Below are 18,891 nucleotides of genomic sequence, written 5' to 3' on the forward strand. Positions count from 1 at the left end.
AAAAAAGTGGTGAATATCTCTGTATTGGACTGGTGTTATCGAGCAAATTTGCTAGGCTGAAGCCGCCATTAAACCCGCGTTGCGAGTAAACAGGATGGAATGTCGTTCAGGCTGTGGGGCCTGCTGTATCGCCCCGTCAATATCCAGTCCGCTGCCGGGAATGCCCGAGGGGAAGCCCGCCAATGTACGCTGCCTGCATCTGGACGCCGCGATGCGCTGCGGCCTGTTCGGTTCACCGCTGCGACCTGCGGTGTGTGCGACGCTGCAACCGCAGGCGGAGATGTGTATGACAAACCGTGATGATGCACTGACTTATCTGATCGATTTGGATAGGGCGACAGCGCCCTGAAACGAATAAACGTGGTAAGTGAAGTCTGAAGTGATCTGCCATTGCCGGTGTTAACAATGCCGAGTAAAAAACCGTTTTACTCGGCATTGATGCTACAGCATACGATGTGCGCTATGCGCCATTGACGGTATATTGCAAGGATGAACTGACCGGCTCAATTTTTTTGGTAAGGATTTTAACTCCATTGCGCACCAGCGATACTGCGCGAGGCGTATTGGTTTCTGGAATATTGATGTGAAATTTATTCATTATATTGCTTTCAATTCTTGAATTATGAAGCCGGAAACGTAAAGTCTGATTGCTTGATTCTACCCATAGTTGCCAATCTGCTGACGGTGATACCTCTTGGTTATCATTGTAGATATAGCCATATGCGCCATGTAGTGCAGGATAAATGTAGGGTTGTAAGATCCCTTGAGGATCGTAATAACCAATTAACGTTGTTACCGGAACGCCAAAGGCATAGGGCGCGCGCTCAACTGACAAATCAACCAGCTCGGGTTTCTGAATCCAGCTATTGCCATTAGAGATATAGTAAAGCGTATCTCCACCATTAACGACCCTACGCAGCCCATTAATAAGTAGTTCAGTACTTGACGTTGCAACATGTTTAATAATAATGACTTTTCTATTGTTATCCGGCGAACTGGGCGGAACGGAGATTGTGGGTGTCCAGTGTCCATCCCATATTCCAATATCGACAACGGTATAATCAGCGATATAGGATTGTAGATTAAGTGCTTCGTTATTTACCATGGGAACAGTAATTCTGAATTGGCTCTGATTCAGCAGAATTATTTCATTCCACAGGGTGCCATCGGATTTATAACTGGCCTGAAATCCTCTATGAATCTCGATAGGAGGAGCCTGATTTATATGCAGATAGCTGACGAATCCAGCGTCGTCATCAATGGTTATGACTCGCCCGGCATTGTTTAAATGCGCGATGGGAATGTGGATGTCTCTTGTCCAGTCACCATCGCGTAACACGATTGCCAGAACTGCATTGTTGGATAAAAATGCCGCTAAGGTGGGCGCACTTAAATCCGTATTAGGTGCGGTAAATGGCTTATCAATATCCACCCTATGAATATGCGGCACCATCGTTCTGGTGGTTGGATCCCACATGCGAAAGCCGCTAGGTGAGGTGCTGGAGAAAACCATTTTACTTTCGAGAAAAGTTTGAACAAGCTTTGCGGTATACGGTGTGTGCAGGGTAAAACTGTTAAATGGACTCATCGGTTCCCCATTTGCCATCGGATCAAAACCAAATGAGTGCCCGTAAAAGGGGAGCTGGCAAGTACCCTCAACACAAGACTGCGCATTATCTACCTGTGCTCTAAAGTTTGGCAGGAAAATATCATAACCGGCATCCCACCCCCATGTTGAATTAATGGTATTGGCTGGACGATGTACAGAACCATCAAACCCACCGGGGAAGTGTGACAAATCATAGGCATGTCCTACTTCATGACTGAATTCATTACCGACAGATTCATCCAGTGTTGCCATCCCTGAGCCACCTGAACCGCCGTGGATTTGTACCCCATTTTCATATTTACCCACGCTATTATGTACCGTGATTTGAGCTGAGTTGACAAAGTGCCAGTGGCCTGAGCCCTCCGAACTATTCAGACCATAATTGGCAAAGTTTATTCCTAGGGATATTAATCCTTTACCAATGTCTTCACGTAAAACACCATTATGCCAATCCCCCATGCCTGGTGCGCGGTCAGTATAAAAGTTTCCGTTTGGTAGCATAACTTCGGTTAGATGCACCGCTTGATATGCGCTAACGACCATCCGCGAAACGGGAACAGTTTGGAAATACTCGCGATGAAATTCCGGTGATTCGGTAAAGGTAAACTCATTACGCGGTGGTGTGAGCATGCCAATATCAATGGTATTTAGCAGTAGCTGTGTGGGTGCGCCGACAGGGATATTTTGCAAATCTCCCGTTAAATTGCCGCTAGTAAAGGTCATGGATACGCCAGGTTTAATCCATTGTGGTGGAAGCGTAACACTCCAGGTATGCTGCGCATAAAGAATATTTTCATTGTACAGTGCATTCTCTCTCAACCACCGGCTTTCAAAAAAAATAAATTTTTCTTCATTGCCGGTAAAAATAAAAGTGCTTGTGCCATTATAATAAACGGTGGTGGTTTGACCCGCAGTGGAATTAATGATGATCATGTTTCCGTAATTGGTATTTCGGGGTAGGTAGATGTTGTTAACCCATAACCCATCGGCAATGCGGATCCTTACTGATACATATTGTTGTAGCAGACTACTAAGATGGCTTGCCGTGGGATCGTTAAGGGTAAGGAGTTCTTCTTTAGTGTTGATAATGTGGTGAGATCCAGTAGGTGGTGTAAACGAGAGGCCTGAGGGCGTTGGCCTTGGTAAACTATCAGGTGGGTTTAATGATAATGGGCCTAACGTAGAGCCACTTGAATCTTTAACAGTAACGCTCAGATTGTTAACAATAACAGCGGGTCTGACCATTAACAATGTTCTGCGATTTTCCACCAGAGTGGGTTGTGTATCATCAGGGCGTGGAGTAGCAGGGATTATTTGACTTTGTGCGAAATGAACATTCGCTTGTAATGAGCCGGTTAAATCATTGATGCCTTCGTTAGTATTGAAAACTAACGTGTCAGCATTGAAGGGTGACGGAGGGCATGGATGGTGATGATTATTGTTCATATAAAACCTTTTTGTGAGTCATCGCCGCATAACATTCATTATGCAGGTTAATTAATTTTGACCAACGCTTAGCAAGGTATATATTAGGTGTGTGATAAAAGCGGTTTTCGGGTTTTACAGATTCCATTTTTCCCGTAAATATTTACTTTTTTATTTTAGTTGATATAAGAAACTGCATTATGGCTTGTATGAAAATAAGAGATTGCTTACAGCTGTTGTAAATATAATAAAATTCGCAGGATGTTATCCTGCGAATTATTATTGATTGAATTATGACGGTATTTTAAAGGCGACTATACATCCTTTATTTTCCACATACAGTAACCCGCCCCGACGCTCATTAACAGGGAGATAAAAAACACGGCGTGATACCCCCAGAATTGTGCCACGATGCCTGCCAGCGACCCGGAAATGATCCAACCCACGCGGGTGGTGTTGGTAAACAGCGTTGTAGCGGTGCCCGCTTGTCCTGGCATTAAATCCTGAAAATAGAGCATGCCAATACCGGCCAAAATACCGATGAAAACAGCGTTCAGCAGCTGTAATGCTAACAGCGCCCACTCTGTGCTGAACAGCACCAGTCCGACATAAAAAAGCAGTCCTGCGCCAACGGCAATACGCATCAAAAAGCGTTTGCCAACGCGTTTTGCCACATAGCCCGCAATCAACATAACAGGAATTTCCAGCCCTGCTGCGGTGCCCATCATGATCCCGGCCAGCTTCTCAGACAGCCCCAGGGCGTTGACCACATAGAGCGGCATGGAAATCAGGTAAACCCCGTTACACGTCCACATGGCGGTACAGGCGAAAAAAAGCAGCAGCGTGTCGTGCCGGTTTTGACGTGGCGATGCCAGCGTAGTATCGGTTTTCAATGCGGATTTCGGCATTGAAGGGAGCAGAAAGGTCACCAGCGCGCCGCACAACAAAAAGACAACCGCTGCGCTGAGGTACATCACCGGGAAGCCAAAACCCAGCGCCAGAGCAAACGCCACCGGCGGGCCAATCACCCAGGACAGGGAGATCTGGGCACGCATCACTGAGCTGAACATCGCCGCTTCACGCCCCGTGCGATCGGCATGCTCGCGCGCCAGCGCGAACAGCTGTGGGTTAGCGGTCGAACCAAAGCTTGAGAGAATGACGCCGACAATCAGCAAGATAAAGTAATTGCGGTTCCAGGCGTACAGCACACATCCCAACGCACCCAGTATGCAACAGTGCAGAATCAGCCGTTTACGATCGCCTTGCTTGTCGGAGCGCGTTGCCAGCATTTGGCTCACGACAATGCCGATAACGGCACTGCCCGTGTAGTAGAGCCCCACCATCAGCGGGTTTACCTTCACTTCGGTCGAAAGGAACAGGCTCAACGTCGGCAATTGCAATGCCCCGGCAATACCGGTCAGGAAAGCAATAACCAGGAACGCAGAGGATGTCAGATCGGGCTGACGCCGCAGTACGGAGTTCAATATAGACATAATTAACAATCTAGGGCAGTGCGTTTGTGAGTCAGAAAACGTATGGAAGATACGCGCGTGCAAAAAACGTGCAAGATGAGAGTCAGTGCCGTTTGAGTCAGAAAATGCAGGCTGTAATCACACAGCGCGCGTATTCTACGCGAGCATTGCGCATTCTGAAAAGATGTTTCATCTTTTTTGCTTCAGCAGGCCTTCAGCTAGTATGGTTTTTCACTATCAATTCAGCATGCTGAATAACTAAAATGTGCGTGATGTCAAAAATCCATCACATGAATGCCGTGGAATATTTGCATAAAAGCAACATTAGGCACAGACTCAGTGAAACGTTTCAGTCATCCTTTTTTTGCATTGCTTGCCATTTGTGGCCTTATATCTTCATTTGTTTGCTGAAACGATTCAACAAAAGCGGAGAGGAGCGTCATGTTCCAGTTATCACAGCAAGATATTCATATGGGGGCGACTGCTGGTAATAAGCAGGACGCTATCCAGCAAGTGGCGGCCGCGCTGGCTGCTGCCGGGTGTGTCAGCCCGGCGTATGTCGATGGCATGTTGCAGCGTGAACTGCAAACGTCGACCTATTTAGGCAACGGTATTGCTATCCCACACGGCACAACCGATACGCGCGATCTGGTGTTGAAAACCGGCGTTCAGGTGTTTCAATTTCCGCAGGGGATTGCCTGGGGAGAGGAAACCGCCTATGTGGTGCTGGGTATCGCTGCGCGTTCTGATGAACACCTGGCGTTATTGCGTCAGCTAACCCACGTGTTAAGCGATGAAAACGTTGCAGAGCGTATGGCAAAAACGGCGTCAGCAGAAGAGTTGCGCAGTTTGCTGATGGGTGAGCAGCAGGGCGCGGATTTCCGTTTTGATACCTCGTTGATTACGTTGGACGTCGCAACTGACAGCCTGCTGACGCTACAGGCGCTGAACGCGGGCCGCTTGCAGCAGATCGGTGCCGTCGATGCCGGGTTTGTCAGCGCGGTCGTCAGCCAGAAGCCGCTGTATCTGGGTCAAGGGGTGTGGTTGAGCGATAACCCACAGGGCAATCTGGCGAGTGCTGTCACCGTAAGCCGCCCGACCGCTGCGTTTACCGCACATGATGAGCCGGTGGCGCTGTTAATTACGGTTGCCGCCGCAGATGAACAAGCGTTGGCCCCGATTGATTATTTAAGCAACCTGCTGATTGCGCAGAAAGCTGAACGCTTGCTGAAGGCCGATGCTGCCACGCTGCTGGCATTGCTGACCAGCGACGTACCGGAAGACAACGACGTGCTGACCGCAGATTACACCATCCGTAACGAGCACGGACTGCACGCACGTCCGGGTACCATGCTGGTGAATGTTATCAAGCAGTTCACCAGTGAGATCACGGTGACCAACCTTGACGGTACGGGTAAACCGGCCAATGGCCGCAGCCTGATGAAGGTGGTGGCGCTGGGCGTTAAAAAGGGCCATAAGCTGCGCTTTACCGCAGCGGGCAGCGATGCTGAACAGGCGTTGGTTGCGATTGGCGAAGCGATTAATTCTGGATTAGGAGAGGGCGCAGCATGAGCAGGCGAGTTGCCACCATTACCCTGAATCCCGCGTATGACCTGGTGGGATATTGCCCTGAGATCGAACGGGGTGAAGTCAACCTGGTGCAAACGGCGGGTCTTCACGCCGCAGGCAAAGGTATTAATGTTGCCAAAGTGCTGAAAGACCTCGGGATTGACGTCACGGTGGGTGGATTTCTGGGCAAAGACAATCAGGACGGCTTTCAGCAATTGTTCAGCGAACTGGGCATTGCCAACCGTTTTCAGGTTGTACCCGGCCGCACGCGTATCAACGTCAAGCTGACGGAAAAGGCCGGTGAAGTGACCGATCTCAACTTCTCCGGGTTTGATGTTACACAGCAAGACTGGCAGCGCTTCGTCAATGATTCGCTCAGTTGGTTAGGGCAGTTCGATATGGTTGCGGTTAGCGGCAGCTTGCCAGCGGGCGTCGATCCGGATGCGTTTACCGATTGGATGTCACGCCTGCGTACCCAATGCCCGTGCATTATTTTCGACAGCAGCCGTGAGGCGCTGGTCGCCGGGCTGAAGGCCGCGCCCTGGTTGGTGAAACCCAACCGTCGTGAGCTGGAGATCTGGGCTGGCCGCAAGCTGCCCACGCTGGAAGATGTGGTAGACGCTGCCCACGCGCTGCGCGAGCAAGGTATCGCTCATGTGGTGATCTCGTTGGGGGCGGAAGGTGCTCTGTGGGTTAACGCCTCGGGTGCCTGGTTGGCCAAGCCACCGGCTTGCGATGTTGTCAGCACCGTAGGTGCCGGTGATTCGATGGTCGGCGGATTGATTTATGGCCTGTTAATGCGTGAATCGAGTGAACACACCTTACGACTGGCAACCGCAGTGTCTGCGCTGGCCGTAAGCCAAAGCAATGTTGGCATTACCGATCGACCTCAGTTGGCCGCGATGATGGCGCGTGTCGACCTGAAACCCTTCAATCACTAACAGCAAGAGATAGATCATGAAAACGCTGCTGATAATAGATAAATCACTGGGGCTTGCCAGAAGCCACCTGGTGAAAAAACTGCTCGGCGCGGCGGCCGCGAAAGCGGACCTGACGCTGACTGACAAGATCGATGAAAGCGAACTGGCGATTGTCTTGGGCGGTGCACTGTCTGCTGACAGCGCGCTAAACGGCAGAAAGGTGTATGTCGGTGATGTTGAGCTGGCTGCAAGCCAGCCAGAACAGTTCCTGACGCAGGCCAAAGCGCAGGCGGAGCCGTATCAGGCACCCGCGGCGGCACCGGTGAGTGCGCCTTCAGTGCCGCGTATCGTGGCAGTGACGGCGTGTCCGACCGGCGTGGCGCACACCTTTATGGCAGCAGAAGCCATTGAGCAGGAAGCGAAAAAACGCGGCTGGTGGGTAAAAGTGGAAACGCGCGGCTCTGTGGGCGCCGGTAACGCTATCACCCCGGAAGAAGTCGAGCAGGCCGATCTGGTTATCGTGGCAGCGGATATTGAAGTGGATCTGTCGAAGTTTGCTGGCAAAAAAATGTACCGCACTTCAACCGGCCTTGCGCTGAAGAAAACGGCGCAGGAACTGGATAAAGCGCAGGCAGAAGCCACGGTGTACCAGTCATCGGCGCAAAGTGGTGCACAGCCAGCCAGTACAGGACAGAAAAAGGGCGGCGCCGGACCGTACCGCCATTTGCTGACGGGCGTGTCCTACATGCTGCCGGTGGTGGTGGCGGGCGGTTTGTGTATCGCGCTCTCATTCTTGTTTGGCATTGAGGCGTTTAAAGAGGAAGGCACGCTGGCAGCACACCTGATGACCATCGGGGGCGGTTCTGCCTTTAAGCTGATGGTACCGGTGTTAGCGGGTTACATTGCATTCTCTATTGCTGACCGCCCCGGTCTGGCACCGGGGATGGTTGGCGGTATGCTGGCCATGAGTACCGGTGCGGGCTTCCTGGGCGGTATTATCGCGGGCTTCCTGGCGGGTTATCTGGCGAAAGCGCTCAGTGACCATGTCAAGCTGCCGCAAAGTATGTCTGCCCTGAAGCCGATCCTGATTATTCCGCTAGTGGCGACGCTCATCACCGGTCTCATCATGATCTACGTGGTAGGTACGCCGGTGGCGAAAATCCTGACGGGCTTGACCAGCTGGTTGCAATCCATGGGCACGGCTAACGCGGTGATTCTGGGCGCAATTCTGGGCGGCATGATGTGTACCGATATGGGCGGTCCGGTGAACAAAGTGGCCTACGTGTTTGGTACCACACTGCTCAGTAGCCAGATTTATGCGCCGATGGCGGCGGTTATGGCCGGAGGCATGGTTCCGCCGTTGGCGATGGGGCTGGCGACGCTGGTGGCCGCGAAGAAATTCAGCGCGTCCGAGCGTGAAGGGGGCAAAGCCGCATTTGTGCTCGGCCTGTGCTTTATCTCTGAAGGGGCAATCCCTTACGCTGCCCGTGACCCGATGCGTGTACTGCCGTGCTGTATTCTGGGGGGGGCCATTACTGGGGCGCTGTCGATGGCCGTGGGCGCACACCTGATGGCACCGCACGGCGGGCTGTTTGTGTTGTTGATCCCAGGGGCGATCACGCCGGTACTGGGTTACCTGTTCGCGATTCTGGCGGGCACGGCGGTGGCGGGTCTGCTGTATGCTGTGCTGAAACGTCCTGACGAGCAGTTGGTGAAAGCGGCGTAAGTGGTAAGCCAATACTGAACGCGATGCGAAAACGCCAGCCGTAAGGCTGGCGTTTTTTATGCGGCTTGTGCTTTTAGCCAGGCAATTTCATCGGCCCAGATATCCGGGTTAACGGTTTCCAGAATCAGCGGAATGCCGTCAAAACGCGGGTCGCGCATGATATAGCGGAAGGGCGCGTGCCCGATGTTTCCCTCGCCCAGACTGTGGTGGCGATCGACGCGGCTATTAAAGGCGCTTTTGGCGTCATTAAGGTGCATAGCGCGCAGATAATCAAAACCCACGGTACGCTCGAACTCGGCAAAGGTGTCATCACAGGCGGCGTCGGTGCGGAGATCGTAGCCACCGGCAAAGGCGTGGCAGGTATCAATGCAGACGCCCACGCGGGTTTTGTCCTCGACGCCATCGATGATGGCCGCCAGATGTTCAAAGCGGAATCCCAGGTTGGTGCCTTGCCCGGCGGTGTTTTCGATGACGGCCGTTACGCCTTGAGTGGCATCAAGAGCGATATTGATCGACTCGGCAATACGCGCCAGACAGTCACGCTCATCAATCTGTTTCAAATGGCTGCCGGGGTGAAAGTTAAGCAATGACAGCCCCAATTGTTGGCAACGCGCCATTTCATCAATAAAGGCGCTGCGTGATTTCTCCAACGCGTCGCTGTCCGGGTGACCGAGATTGATCAGATAGCTGTCGTGGGGAAGGATCTGTCCCGCTTGGTAGCCGTACTGCTGGCAGGCAGCCTTGAACTGCGCAATGACCGTGTCGGATAACGGTGCGGCCTGCCATTGGCGCTGATTTTTGGTGAACAAGGCAAATGCGGTTGCCTTGAGTTCGTGGGCTCTGATGACTGCCTGATCCACACCGCCGGCCGCGCTGACGTGTGCGCCTACATATTTCATGCTGTTCTCCTTATTGCTCTGGCGCACAGTATGCCATTGTTATTAACCAAAGGTGATCGCTTGCGCTAAAAAGCGTAACAACATGCTAACCGCTCAGCGCAAAAACGGCGTACTTATGCCAACAGGGCCGTGATGCCAACGTTGATACCGGCACCGCCGACAATCAGCCAGATAAACAGCAATAGCGCCAGCAGCAAAGGCTTGACGCCTGCACGACGTACGGCGCTAAGGCGGGTTGTCACGCCCAATGCGCCCATCGCCATCGTCAGTAACAGGTTATCAATCTGGTGGAGTGCAGTGAGCCAGGTATCAGGCAACCAGTGGAGCGAATTGAAGCCAGCAACGGCGATAAAACCCACGGCAAACCAAGGGAAGGCCATCGGCGTTTTTTCTGTTTCACCGCTGCTGGTGCGGCGTTGCAGAAATCCCCCCAATACCATGAGAAACGGAGCCAGCAACATGACGCGTAACATCTTGCTAATCACCGCGGTGTTTTCGACATCGGGCGCAATGCTGTGGCCTGCCGCCACGACCTGAGCCACTTCATGCACGGTAGATCCAATATAAACGCCGAACATCTGTGGCGAAATGGGTAAATAGTCGCCAGTCATGGCAAGCGAGTAGAGACAAGGATAAAGAAACATGGCGATAGTGCCGAAGATGACAACGGTGGCGACGGCAATCGCGACGCTGTCGCCCTCCGCCTTGACCGTTGGCGCGGTGGCGAGCACCGCTGCGGCGCCGCAAATGCTGCTGCCTGCACCGATGAGATATACTGTCTTGTCATCCAGGCCAAGCAGGGTTTTACCCAGATAGCAGGCAAGAAGAAAGGTGGATGTCAGCACCAATGCGTCAATGATGAGCCCGCTGATACCCAGTGCAGCAATATGTTGCAGGCTGAGACGAAAGCCATACAGCACAATGCCTAAACGCAACAGATGATGCTTTGACCAATTAACGCCATCATCACAGTAGCGTTGCAGGTGTGGATAAAGCGTGTTGCCGAGCAACGCGCCGCCAACCATGGCAAGGGTGAGTGAACCCAATCCCATGCGGGCAACCGAGGGCAGCGCGGCCAGTTGCAGCAAACCGACGGTCATAAGGGCAATAAAAAGCAAGCCAGGCAGCTTGCACAAAAGCGGATGGCTTGATTTATCGCCTTGAATTATAGAAAGAGATGCCATTGCAATACCTGTTTGAAGTCGAGCTAATCTGGGACATAGCCTATGATGAGTGGTCATAAAAGAGAAATTGATTATATGCTTATAACCTATTGCTATTTCCGGTAAGGGCGAACGATGCACATCACGTTGAGACAACTTGAAGTTTTTGCAGAGGTACTGAAAAGCGGATCGACAACACAAGCGTCCGTTATGTTGGCCCTTTCTCAGTCTGCCGTGAGCGCAGCGTTATCGGATTTAGAAGCGCAACTGGGCGTACAACTGTTCGATCGCGTTGGTAAGCGGCTGGTGGTGAACGAGCATGGGCGCTTGCTGTATCCGAAAGCATTGGCCATTCTGGAGCAGTCGCTGGAGATAGAGAAAATGTTCCAGCAAGAGAATGGCGCGCTACGCGTGTTTGCCAGCAGCACCATTGGTAACTATTTGCTACCTGCCATGATCGCTCGCTATCGGCAGGATTTCCCTTCCATCCCTTTCGAGCTTCACGTGGGAAACACCCAGGACGTAGTGACGGCGGTGGCGGAATTCAGCGTTGATCTCGGTTTTATCGAGGGGCCCTGTCATCACCCGGATTTGGTGACGCAGCCCTGGCTGGAGGATGAGCTTGTGGTTTTTTGCGCCCCCGATAGCCCCCTTGCGCAGCAGAGGCTGACAGTTCCCATGCTGGCGGAAGCGCCGTGGATCTTGCGTGAACGTGGCTCAGGCACGCGGGAAATCCTCGATCACCAACTGTTGGCACAACTGCCCCATTTCAAACTGGTGATGGAGTTAGGGAACTCGGAGGCCATCAAACACGCCGTGCGCCACGGCATTGGTATCAGTTGCCTGTCGCGCCGCGTCATTGCCGATCAGCTTGCTGCGGGGTCGCTGGTGGCGTTGCAATTGGAACAACCGCGTTTGATGCGCACACTTTATCTGGTGCACCACAGACAAAAACACCTTTCCAATGTGCTGCAACGCTTTCTGGAATACTGTCAGCTGGCAAAGTAGGGGTCGCAGCAGCCATTCGACTTTCTTATTGCTAATGATGGCGCGGCAGTTATGAAGCTCTCTTATAACTCGATAATGATTGCGCTTCTGTAGAAAACGATTTGCTACAATCCCGCCTCATTTTAGACAGAGCGCAGGATATTATGGCTCAGCAACAATTACATAGCACATCTCAGGGCGCGCCTACGCTGCGCCGTGAGCTTAAAGCGCGGCATCTCACCATGATTGCCATTGGCGGTTCCATCGGCACCGGTCTGTTTGTCGCGTCAGGTGCGACCATTTCCCAGGCCGGTCCCGGTGGCGCGCTGCTCTCCTATGCGCTTATCGGGCTGATGGTCTACTTTTTGATGACCAGCCTGGGCGAACTGGCCGCGTTTATGCCGGTGTCGGGATCGTTTTCCACTTACGGCGCCAAATACGTAGAAGAGGGTTTCGGCTTCGCGCTCGGATGGAACTACTGGTACAACTGGGCGGTGACGATTGCCGTCGATTTGGTGGCGGCGCAGTTGGTGATGGGTTACTGGTTCCCTGAGGTTTCCGGCTGGATTTGGAGTGCCCTGTTTTTAGTATTGATGTTCCTGCTTAACTACATCTCGGTGAAAGGGTTTGGCGAGGCGGAATATTGGTTTTCACTGATTAAAGTGATCACCGTGGTGGTCTTTATCGCCGTTGGCGTGCTGATGATTGTCGGTATTCTGCGCGGCGCAGAGAACGCGGGCTGGCACAACTGGCAAATTGGCGATGCGCCTTTTTCTGGCGGCTTCTCAGCAATGATTGGCGTGGCGATGATCGTTGGCTTCTCCTTTCAGGGGACCGAACTAATCGGCGTAGCGGCGGGCGAATCGAAAGATCCTGCGCAAAATATTCCACGCGCTATTCGTCAGGTATTCTGGCGTATATTGCTGTTTTACGTGTTTGCCATCCTGATTATCAGCCTGATTATCCCTTATACCGACCCCAACTTGCTGCGTAATGATGTCAAAGACATTACGGTCAGCCCGTTTACCCTGGTGTTCCAGAATGCCGGGCTGCTGTCAGCGGCGGCGGTGATGAATGCGGTAATCCTGACGGCGGTGCTCTCTGCGGGTAACTCCGGGATGTACGCTTCAACGCGTATGCTCTTTACCCTGGCGCAGGAAGGCAAGGCACCGCGGATATTCGCGAAACTCTCCAAAGGTGGAGTGCCGCGCAATGCGCTGTATGCCACTACCGTGGTGGCAGGTCTCTGTTTTCTGAGCTCGATGTTTGGTAACCAAACGGTGTATCTCTGGCTGCTGAATACCTCCGGCATGACCGGGTTTATCGCCTGGTTGGGGATTGCGATTAGCCATTATCGTTTCCGCCGTGGCTATGTGCAGCAAGGGTTGGATCTTAACGCGCTGCCATATCGCTCGGGATTCTTCCCCATTGGGCCTATCTTTGCGTTTGTGCTCTGTCTGCTGATCACCCTGGGGCAAAACTACCAGGCCTTTTTGCAGGATAACATTGACTGGTATGGCGTTACCGCAACCTATATTGGCATTCCATTATTTCTGCTGATTTGGTTCGGTTATAAGTTGTCTCGCGGAACGCGTTTTGTGAAATATGAAGAAATGACTTTTCCTGACTTTCACAAATAACGGTTAAGCGTGTGATTCGATCGCGCCATTGGTAATCTGATTACCAATGGCGTTTTTTATGGAAATAGACTGCTGTTGAATAATGTGGTGACATCGTTAATTCGCAACGCGTAAAAGAATTTCTCCGCTTATGTCGTAATTCAGTATATCCGCCGTGCTTTTCTATCATATTGTATAAGCGTAGTGACAAATAGTTTACCAAGGTAACTATTTGGCGCGCATCCACCATCATTTCGATCAAAAAGCGTCTTTCATTGGCGTCAGTCACAACGATGAATGTTAATAAACTCAATGCCATTTGCAGTTAACTTGATGTGCGAATTAACATTATTCCCGGTTGTTGATAACAACACGTGCTATTTAGTTAAAGTAAAAAAAGTGTCGAATGACAATAAGTCGTGGCAATATGAAAAAAATTAACCTTCATCGCATAAAAAACAGTATTCATTGTCGTTTTTAATGTTTGTTATTATCATCAAATAAATCACAACGATAACTCTCGGGGCTGACATCATGTTGAAAATCACTTTCCTGGATAAAGGGGCATTGCCTGAAACTATTTTCTGGAAAAAGCATTTTTTTCGCAGACCGCAATGTCAACACGAATGGATCGAATATAGCTATACGCCGCCGGAACTGGTGGTGGAACGCGCGCAAGGGTGCGAGGTGATTATCACCAATAAAGTGGTGCTGACGCGTGAGATCCTGCAAGCGTTGCCCGCGCTAAAACTGATCGCGGTTACCGCAACCGGTGTGAACAACATTGATATTGCCGCCGCACAGGAACTGGGGATCGCTGTACGCAACGTTCCTGCTTATTCGACGCAATCGGTCGCCGAACACGTGATCGCGATGATATTTTCTCTCAAGCATAGCCTGATGGGCTGGTATCGCGATCAGCTCAGCGATCGCTGGGCCGAGCACAATCAGTTTTGCTATTTCGATCATCCGGTAAAAGACATCGCGGGCTCAACGCTCGGCATCATTGGCTCCGGCGCGATAGGGCAAGAGGTAGCACGATTGGCCAGCGCGGTGGGAATGAAAGTGCTGTTTGCGGAACGGCGCAGCGCGGCGCAGTGTCGGCCCGGCTACTTACCGTTCGACCAAGTGATGCAAACGGCCGATGTTATCTCGCTGCATTGCCCACTGACAGCGGAGACCCAGGGTTTGATCAATGCCCAGACGCTGGCACTGTGTAAACCGTCGGCATTTATCATCAATACGGCGCGCGGCGCGTTGGTGGATGAACCGGCACTGCTGACGGTACTGTTGCAGCACCGTATCGCGGGTGCCGCATTGGATGGATTGACACAGGAGCCACCGGCGTTAGATAACCCGTTGATGAAAGCGGCGAAAACCATGCCAAACCTGTTGATTACTCCCCATATCGCCTGGACATCCGGCTCGTCGTTGCAAGTGCTGATGGAGAAAACCATCGCCAATATCGATGAGTTTGTGCAGCAGCAGGGGCTCTAACGCTGTTCCGTGTCTTGAGATAGCGCGCAGCGGGCCGTTATAGGCCCGCTACCGATAAGGCGCTTGCCGTGTTATTACAGTTTATCGTAGGGAAATGAGTTTTTGATGTAGCGCGTGTAGTAGCGATACTTTGCCGTGCTGGACAGCAACTCTTCATAGATCATCCGTGCGACACCTTTGTATAAATAGGTGCTGCCGTTCAGCAGTTCAACTTCCAGATGTTTTTTCTCTTCGTCATAGCCGACAGAAAACAGTTCGCTTGAAGCCACTCGTTTACGTTGCAAATCAAATCCCTCCCAGTGAAATCCCCCTGTTTAAACCTCGTCCTATTCTGACGCAGTGTTCAGCTAAACAGGTCCCTGAAACAGTTTCTTGCATTGCCAAGTCGATTTACGATTGTGTGACAAAAAAAGCAGTTTAACAATCAGTTGCTGTCTGCGATATCGCAAAAAACGCTATCAACGCGCGCTGTCATTGCTGATTGCCAAGTACCGAGTGACTGCGATCACAAAAGGAAAATGAGGCAGACCAGACGATCTGCCTCATTGGGGGAGGCCGGTTAGGCCTTCAAATGGCTGGCATGAAAACGCAAGTGGTCTTCAATAAAGCTGGCAATAAAATAATAGCTGTGGTCATAGCCAGACTGGGTGCGCAACGTCAGCGGCCAACCCTGTTCTGCTGCCTGCTGTGCCAAGCGCGCGGGCTGCAACTGGTCGGGTAAAAACTGATCGCTGTCGCCCTGATCGACCAGCAGCGGCAATCGAGCCGAGGTTTGTGACAGCAGATAGCAGCTGTCATAGTCACGCCAGGTCGTTTCGTCGGTGCCCAGATACGCGGTAAAGGCTTTGCGCCCCCAGGGAACCTCGCTGGGATTAACGATTGGCGCAAACGCTGAGGCAGACCGATAACGCTCCGGATGGCGCAGTGCCAGCATCAATGCACCGTGACCGCCCATCGAGTGTCCACTGATCGACTGACGATCGCTGACGTTGAAATGCTCACGCACCAAAGCGGGCAGTTCGCTGCTGACGTAATCGTACATACGATAATGCGCTGACCAAGGCGCTTGGGTGGCGTTGACGTAAAATCCTGCACCCTGACCCAGGTCGTAACCGGGATCGTTAGCCACCGTGTCTCCACGCGGGCTGGTATCTGGCATCACCAGCACCACCCCCAGTTCGGCAGCGATACGCTGTGCGCCCGCCTTGGTGGTGAAGTTTTCATCATTGCAGGTCAACCCGGACAGCCAATACAGCACCGGTGGTGGTGTATCGTCTGCGGTTGGCGGCAGATAAATGCTGAACGTCATCGGGCCATTCACGCTGCTTGAGGTATGGCGATAGCGCTGTTGCCAACCGCCAAACAAGCGATGCTCTTCCAGTAATTCCAGCGTCTGGTTCATGGGGGCGTGCCTCCTTGTGCGCGGATTAACGGTAGTGGATAACGGTACGAATCGATTTGCCTTCATGCATCAAATCGAAGGCTTCATTAATCTGTTCCAGCGGCATGGTGTGAGTAATAAAATCTTTTAGCGGAAACTCGCCCTTCAGATAGCGATCGACGATACCGGGCAGTTGGCTGCGGCCTTTGACACCGCCAAACGCCGAGCCGCGCCATACGCGTCCTGTCACCAATTGGAACGGGCGAGTGGCGATCTCTTCTCCGGCACCGGCAACGCCGATGATAACGGATTCGCCCCAGCCCTTGTGGCAGCATTCCAGTGCGGAACGCATCACGTTTACGTTGCCGATACATTCAAACGAGAAGTCCACGCCGCCATCGGTCAGCTCAACAATCACATCCTGAATCGGTTTGTCGTAATCTTTGGGGTTGATCAGATCCGTCGCCCCCAGTTTGCGGGCCAGATCGAACTTGCTGGTGTTGATATCGATACCAATGATGCGTCCAGCCCCGGCCATCTGTGCGCCGATAATGGCAGACAGGCCGATACCGCCCAGACCGAAGACGGCGACGCTGTCACCGGGTTTCACCTTGGCCGTATTCAATACGGCACCCATGCCGGTAGTCACACCGCAGCCCAGCAGGCACACTTCTTCCAGCGGCGCTTCCTTATTGATCTTCGCCAGAGAAATTTCAGGCACTACCGTCAGTTCCGCGAAAGTGGAGGTGCCCATGTAGTGAAAAATAGGCTTGCCATCTTTAAAGAAACGCGTGGTGCCGTCCGGCATCAACCCTTTGCCTTGCGTGCTGCGAATCGACTGGCACAGGTTGGTTTTGCCGGAACGACAGAACTTACACTCGCCACATTCTGGCGTGTACAGCGGAATAACGTGATCGCCGACGGCGACGCTGGTCACGCCCTCGCCAACCGCTTCAACGATACCGCCACCTTCGTGACCCAGAATGGCCGGGAATACGCCTTCCGGATCTTTGCCAGACAGCGTGTAGGCATCGGTGTGGCACACGCCAGTCGCGACGATACGCACCAGGACTTCGCCTTTTTGCGGCGGCATCAAATCAACGTCTTCAATCGAGAGCGGTTGGTTAGGGCCCCAGGCGACAGCGGCGCGGGTTTTGATCATGTTCATGGAGTGCTCCTATAGGTAATGCAGTTGCAGTAATGGGATGTGCCTCTCGTGACATTGTCCGGCGAGAGGCGCAAGCGGTTCAGGTATCGAACTGCTCGATAATCAGTTTCTTAAAGGCTTCCACATTGGGACCAAAGGCGTCTCGTCGCCATATCAGCCAGGTGGATGCGTTAGCCAGCGGCTCAGGCAGCGGGTGGCGTTGCACCCGATCGCGGGCTGCCAGCGCGTCAAGCACCGAAAGTGGCAACAGCGCCACACCGGCACCGCTCGCGACAGAGGCCAGCATCGCTGCATAGGAAGTCACCTCAACCGTATGACCGGGTGTGACGCCTGCCTGATGGAACCAGTTTTCCAATTTATGCCGATAGGCGCAGCCCGCGCGAAAAGCCAGCAGCGTGCTGCCTGCCATCTCCTGCGGGTCGGTAATGGGCGCATGGTCGAGGGCGGAGACCAGCACCAGCGTTTCGCCAAACGCGGCGCACCCGTTGAGCTCGTCGGCCTGTATTGGCCCGTCTACCAGCGCGGTCGCCAAGGTTCCGGCTCTTACGCGCTCGACGATATCACTGGACACCGAGCAGGTCAGGGCGACAGACACGGCGGGATAGCGCGTATGGTAGGCCGACAACAATACCGGCAGATGGCTTACGGCGAGGCTTTCCATCGCGCCCAAGGCGAAATTGCCGGTGGGTTCACCGGCGCGCGTCATGCTGATCGCTTCCTCACTCAATGCCAAAATACGTTCTGCATAGCAGAGAAAATTGTGCCCCACCGGGGACAAGCGCAGCCGCTGTTTCTCGCGGATAAACAGATCGCGCCCTAATTCCTGTTCCAATTGACGCAATCGGGTCGTCAAGTTTGAGGGGACACGCTGCAACAGTTCGGCGGCGCGAGCCACTGAGCCCGTTTCCGCCACCAGGCAGAACATCCGAAGCTGCGTCAGGTCCATACACCCACCTTTCATTTTGTGAGACTAACTTTGATGAACTTATTCATTTTAAGTGATTAACTCAGTCTAACGATTACGACCTGACTTGGCAACGTCCTTGTTACATCTGACAGAAAATCAGTGCTGAGGCGCAAGCCGTTCAGCACGATGCTAAAGCGTGATAAACCTATTTCAAGTCTGTTACAAAACCGCAATATTGCACCTGCTTCATGAAGGAAATGCCTGATCTTTTGCCATGTTATCGCAAGGTTATGGGTAACATTTTCCTCACTAAAGGGAGTGATACCGGATATTCACTGTGACTTTGTATAATTATTAGTTTGCTATATATAAAAATAAATTAATATTTCCTGGCTAAAACCCGAGAAATATCTACTGTTATTATGCCCGGAGCAGGGCGAATAAATACACGGTGTAAAAAGGCGCTGATGGCCAATGGTTTTTCATGTTCAAAAATAAAAAAACCAAATGAAAGCGGAATTTATTACGAAAAAAATCAGTTCGTGCTAA

15 protein-coding genes are annotated in these 18,891 nt (G+C 52.3%); 7 read left to right on the top strand and 8 right to left on the bottom strand.

What is annotated here, in order from left to right:
• Window positions 1-94 precede the first annotated feature (94 nt).
• Window positions 95-349 carry a YkgJ family cysteine cluster protein gene (locus tag J5067_RS02330; protein ID WP_264629196.1) on the top strand — a complete coding sequence of 85 codons (255 nt, stop codon included), beginning with the start codon at window positions 95-97 and terminating at the stop codon, window positions 347-349.
• 111 nt (window positions 350-460) lie between these two features.
• On the opposite strand, the gene J5067_RS02335 is transcribed toward J5067_RS02330, so the two are convergent.
• Together J5067_RS02335 and J5067_RS02340 are read right to left on the bottom strand one after the other, a co-directional pair.
• Window positions 461-3,055, bottom strand: coding sequence for a M66 family metalloprotease (locus J5067_RS02335; RefSeq protein WP_264650343.1), 2,595 nt, complete (start codon window positions 3,053-3,055; stop codon window positions 461-463).
• Between the two features lie 293 nt (window positions 3,056-3,348).
• Window positions 3,349-4,527: a sugar efflux transporter gene (locus J5067_RS02340; RefSeq protein ID WP_264650344.1), complete on the bottom strand. Its 1,179-nt coding sequence runs from the start codon at window positions 4,525-4,527 to the stop codon at window positions 3,349-3,351.
• Between the two features lie 420 nt (window positions 4,528-4,947).
• Between J5067_RS02340 and fruB the strand changes: the two genes are divergently transcribed.
• The 3 genes from fruB to fruA are packed head-to-tail and all read left to right on the top strand — an operon-like array spanning window position 4,948 to window position 8,721.
• A complete protein-coding gene (gene fruB, locus J5067_RS02345) occupies window positions 4,948-6,078 on the top strand; it encodes a fused PTS fructose transporter subunit IIA/HPr protein (protein WP_264642182.1) in 1,131 nt (376 codons plus the stop codon).
• Entirely contained in the window at window positions 6,075-7,016 is a 942-nt protein-coding gene (fruK, locus tag J5067_RS02350) for a 1-phosphofructokinase (protein WP_264642183.1), read from the top strand. The genes fruB and fruK overlap by 4 nt, the downstream gene beginning before the upstream one ends.
• 16 nt (window positions 7,017-7,032) lie before the next feature.
• On the top strand, window positions 7,033-8,721 hold the full coding sequence (gene fruA / locus J5067_RS02355; RefSeq protein ID WP_264650345.1) for a PTS fructose transporter subunit IIBC: 1,689 nt from the start codon (window positions 7,033-7,035) through the stop codon (window positions 8,719-8,721).
• A 56-nt stretch (window positions 8,722-8,777) separates the two neighbouring features.
• Here fruA and nfo read toward each other — a convergent pair whose 3' ends face one another.
• Both nfo and J5067_RS02365 read right to left on the bottom strand, forming a co-directional pair.
• Complete coding sequence (gene nfo / locus J5067_RS02360) at window positions 8,778-9,620, bottom strand: deoxyribonuclease IV (protein ID WP_264650346.1); 843 nt, start codon at window positions 9,618-9,620, stop codon at window positions 8,778-8,780.
• Window positions 9,621-9,733: 113 nt separating this feature from the next.
• Window positions 9,734-10,804: a YeiH family protein gene (locus tag J5067_RS02365; protein WP_264650347.1), complete on the bottom strand. Its 1,071-nt coding sequence runs from the start codon at window positions 10,802-10,804 to the stop codon at window positions 9,734-9,736.
• A 114-nt stretch (window positions 10,805-10,918) separates the two neighbouring features.
• Here J5067_RS02365 and yieE point away from each other — a divergent pair, with 114 nt between their 5' ends.
• The 3 genes from yieE (at window position 10,919) to J5067_RS02380 (ending at window position 14,886) form a co-directional block, all read left to right on the top strand.
• Window positions 10,919-11,791: a DNA-binding transcriptional regulator YeiE gene (gene yieE, locus J5067_RS02370; RefSeq protein ID WP_264650348.1), complete on the top strand. Its 873-nt coding sequence runs from the start codon at window positions 10,919-10,921 to the stop codon at window positions 11,789-11,791.
• A gap of 143 nt (window positions 11,792-11,934) precedes the next feature.
• Window positions 11,935-13,410 carry an amino acid permease gene (locus J5067_RS02375; protein WP_264650349.1) on the top strand — a complete coding sequence of 492 codons (1,476 nt, stop codon included), beginning with the start codon at window positions 11,935-11,937 and terminating at the stop codon, window positions 13,408-13,410.
• 513 nt (window positions 13,411-13,923) lie between these two features.
• Window positions 13,924-14,886, top strand: coding sequence for a 2-hydroxyacid dehydrogenase (locus J5067_RS02380; protein ID WP_264642189.1), 963 nt, complete (start codon window positions 13,924-13,926; stop codon window positions 14,884-14,886).
• A gap of 74 nt (window positions 14,887-14,960) precedes the next feature.
• Here the strand turns inward: J5067_RS02380 and J5067_RS02385 are convergent, their stop codons facing one another.
• The 4 genes from J5067_RS02385 to J5067_RS02400 all read right to left on the bottom strand — a co-directional run bounded on the left by J5067_RS02385 (window position 14,961) and on the right by J5067_RS02400 (window position 18,381).
• Window positions 14,961-15,170 (bottom strand): KTSC domain-containing protein, encoded by a 210-nt coding sequence (locus J5067_RS02385; RefSeq protein ID WP_264642190.1) that lies wholly within the window; start codon window positions 15,168-15,170, stop codon window positions 14,961-14,963.
• Between the two features lie 275 nt (window positions 15,171-15,445).
• Window positions 15,446-16,288 (bottom strand): S-formylglutathione hydrolase, encoded by an 843-nt coding sequence (gene fghA, locus J5067_RS02390; RefSeq protein WP_264642191.1) that lies wholly within the window; start codon window positions 16,286-16,288, stop codon window positions 15,446-15,448.
• Between the two features lie 25 nt (window positions 16,289-16,313).
• Window positions 16,314-17,435 carry an S-(hydroxymethyl)glutathione dehydrogenase/class III alcohol dehydrogenase gene (locus J5067_RS02395; RefSeq protein ID WP_264625882.1) on the bottom strand — a complete coding sequence of 374 codons (1,122 nt, stop codon included), beginning with the start codon at window positions 17,433-17,435 and terminating at the stop codon, window positions 16,314-16,316.
• A 79-nt stretch (window positions 17,436-17,514) separates the two neighbouring features.
• Complete coding sequence (locus tag J5067_RS02400) at window positions 17,515-18,381, bottom strand: LysR family transcriptional regulator (protein WP_264650350.1); 867 nt, start codon at window positions 18,379-18,381, stop codon at window positions 17,515-17,517.
• Window positions 18,382-18,891 lie beyond the last annotated feature (510 nt).

It is taken from the genome of Candidatus Symbiopectobacterium sp. NZEC151 (genome assembly GCF_025962655.1).
Taxonomy (GTDB): Bacteria; Pseudomonadota; Gammaproteobacteria; order Enterobacterales; family Enterobacteriaceae; genus Symbiopectobacterium.

Coding starts and splice junctions, on each gene's coding strand:
- J5067_RS02330 (WP_264629196.1), top strand. CDS start 95: ATGGAATGTCGTTCAGGCTGTGGGGCCTGCTGTATCGCCCCGTCAATA.
- J5067_RS02335 (WP_264650343.1), bottom strand. CDS start 3,055: ATGAACAATAATCATCACCATCCATGCCCTCCGTCACCCTTCAATGCT.
- J5067_RS02340 (WP_264650344.1), bottom strand. CDS start 4,527: ATGTCTATATTGAACTCCGTACTGCGGCGTCAGCCCGATCTGACATCC.
- fruB (WP_264642182.1), top strand. CDS start 4,948: ATGTTCCAGTTATCACAGCAAGATATTCATATGGGGGCGACTGCTGGT.
- fruK (WP_264642183.1), top strand. CDS start 6,075: ATGAGCAGGCGAGTTGCCACCATTACCCTGAATCCCGCGTATGACCTG.
- fruA (WP_264650345.1), top strand. CDS start 7,033: ATGAAAACGCTGCTGATAATAGATAAATCACTGGGGCTTGCCAGAAGC.
- nfo (WP_264650346.1), bottom strand. CDS start 9,620: ATGAAATATGTAGGCGCACACGTCAGCGCGGCCGGCGGTGTGGATCAG.
- J5067_RS02365 (WP_264650347.1), bottom strand. CDS start 10,804: ATGGCATCTCTTTCTATAATTCAAGGCGATAAATCAAGCCATCCGCTT.
- yieE (WP_264650348.1), top strand. CDS start 10,919: ATGCACATCACGTTGAGACAACTTGAAGTTTTTGCAGAGGTACTGAAA.
- J5067_RS02375 (WP_264650349.1), top strand. CDS start 11,935: ATGGCTCAGCAACAATTACATAGCACATCTCAGGGCGCGCCTACGCTG.
- J5067_RS02380 (WP_264642189.1), top strand. CDS start 13,924: ATGTTGAAAATCACTTTCCTGGATAAAGGGGCATTGCCTGAAACTATT.
- fghA (WP_264642191.1), bottom strand. CDS start 16,288: ATGAACCAGACGCTGGAATTACTGGAAGAGCATCGCTTGTTTGGCGGT.
- J5067_RS02395 (WP_264625882.1), bottom strand. CDS start 17,435: ATGAACATGATCAAAACCCGCGCCGCTGTCGCCTGGGGCCCTAACCAA.
- J5067_RS02400 (WP_264650350.1), bottom strand. CDS start 18,381: ATGGACCTGACGCAGCTTCGGATGTTCTGCCTGGTGGCGGAAACGGGC.